This is a genomic window from Okeania sp. SIO2B3 (genome assembly GCF_010672525.1).
GTDB lineage: Bacteria > Cyanobacteriota > Cyanobacteriia > Cyanobacteriales > Microcoleaceae > Okeania.
Genome location: NZ_JAAHGH010000233.1, coordinates 1 through 1,687 on the forward strand (window position 1 = coordinate 1; position 1,687 = coordinate 1,687).

The following is a 1,687-nucleotide window of genomic DNA, read 5'->3' on the forward strand; positions in this document are numbered from 1 at the left end:
TATGAAAATTTCCTACTTCCTATGGTCAAAAATACAACATATTCCTCCCATAAATAAGAAGTACAGAGATTAACAATTAAATATTTGTAGTGAGGCAATCTAGCCATCTATAGGTCTATCTCACCTTTAATGGAATCTGCTGTATCTTTCTTTTTGTTTTTGATTGAGAGGAAAGATTTACTTCTGACTTCAGCTATACTCACCTGATTCTTAGATGCAGTTTCTCGCAATTAAAATCAGGAATAAACAAGAAGAAAGAAGTCAGAAAATTCTCAATATAAATTAGCATTCTAGAAGTATCAATAGAGGTGAAAATTTCCTACTTCCTATCACCAAAAATATCTTCCTCTTTATTTTTTATTGAGGGCAAAAATTGACTTTTTACTTCAGCTATACTCACCTTATTCGCTGTTAAATTTTTGTCTTTATTCTCTTGACTCTTTCTTACTAACTATTTTTATACCAAGTGTGAAAAAAGAATGCTATACTTAGGTGAAACTTCAATTATTAAGTAATTAACACAGGCAAAATAACCTTTTTGATAATTAGCACGCCAATTACTGTTAATTATTCTTATGTTTAATTCTCCCCTACTCCCTTACTCCCCCACTCCCTTACTCCCCTACTCCCCTACTCCCCTACTCCCGAGAAAAATGAACTATGAAAAAAGAAAATTTATATCTTTGTATGGGTTCAGCTTGTCATCAACTAGGAGTTTATGAAGTATTACCAAAACTTCAAAGTATGATTAGCGAATATCACCTAGAAGACAAAATAGAATTAAAAGGTTCATTTTGTTTAGAATCTTGTAGTGATGGAATTGTAATGAAATACAAAAACCAAGTATTCATCAAAATTAACCCCGAAAATATTGAACAAAAATTCCAAGCAGAAATCTTACCCACTATTAACAAATCAAAGGAGTAAATTATCTTGACTAACGAAAAAAATCTCTGGCAAATTCTATGGGAATATGACCCCAATGGCTTAATTGTTGTTGACACTCAGATGAATATTACTCTAGTTAACCCAGCATTTTGTAAAATGTTTAATGTCAATCAAACAGAGATTATTGGTCAACCAGCATCTATAGTTTTAGAAGATTTAACAGACTTTCAAAAAGTCTGGGAAAAAGATGAAGTAATTCGAGGGAAAGAAAAAAAATATCAACCTGAAAATCAAGCAAATTTTGAAGCAGATATTTTATATGTAAAAGAAGTAATTTTTCCTATTCGCGACCAAAATTTAATTGCTTGTATTATGGTTGATATTACCCATGAATGGCAACGAAAACAAGAAATGATTAATCTGAGAAACGAAACAGTTAGTAAAGTAAATGAAGTAGTCGATCATCAGATGAAAGTAGTGCAAGAAATTGCTGGTTTATTAGGAGAAACAACTGCAGAAACAAAAGTCAGTTTATTAAAAATTATCAAAATGGTAAATCAAGAAACTCTCTAATATAGCAGGCAACAGGCAACAGGCAACAGGCAACAGTGGGAAAAATATTTCCCTGTCTAAGATTTATTATCCTCATAAGTCCTAACCAACCCATTATTTGCTATCTCCAGACCAAACTCATGGCAGTTGTCACCCTCATGGTGTCTTTGCTAATGAGTAGTTTTTCTTTTTGGGCGGTAAATACTATTCAACAGGATGCTCGTCTCAATGATACTCGCTATGGTCG

Annotated in this window: 3 protein-coding genes; all 3 read left to right on the top strand. The window is 32.4% G+C overall.

Annotation, left to right across the window (positions count from 1 at the left end; genetic code table 11):
- Positions 1 to 660 precede the first annotated feature (660 nt).
- Positions 661 to 927 (top strand): (2Fe-2S) ferredoxin domain-containing protein, encoded by a 267-nt coding sequence (locus tag F6K15_RS37860; RefSeq protein WP_293071238.1) that lies wholly within the window; start codon positions 661 to 663, stop codon positions 925 to 927.
- A 6-nt stretch (positions 928 to 933) separates the two neighbouring features.
- Entirely contained in the window at positions 934 to 1,461 is a 528-nt protein-coding gene (locus tag F6K15_RS37865) for a PAS domain S-box protein (RefSeq protein WP_363269578.1), read from the top strand.
- A 44-nt stretch (positions 1,462 to 1,505) separates the two neighbouring features.
- Positions 1,506 to 1,687, top strand: a 182-nt coding sequence (locus F6K15_RS37870; RefSeq protein ID WP_293071242.1) for a hypothetical protein, incomplete at its 3' end; no start/stop codon positions are given.

Coding starts and splice junctions, on each gene's coding strand:
- F6K15_RS37860 (WP_293071238.1), top strand. CDS start 661: ATGAAAAAAGAAAATTTATATCTTTGTATGGGTTCAGCTTGTCATCAA.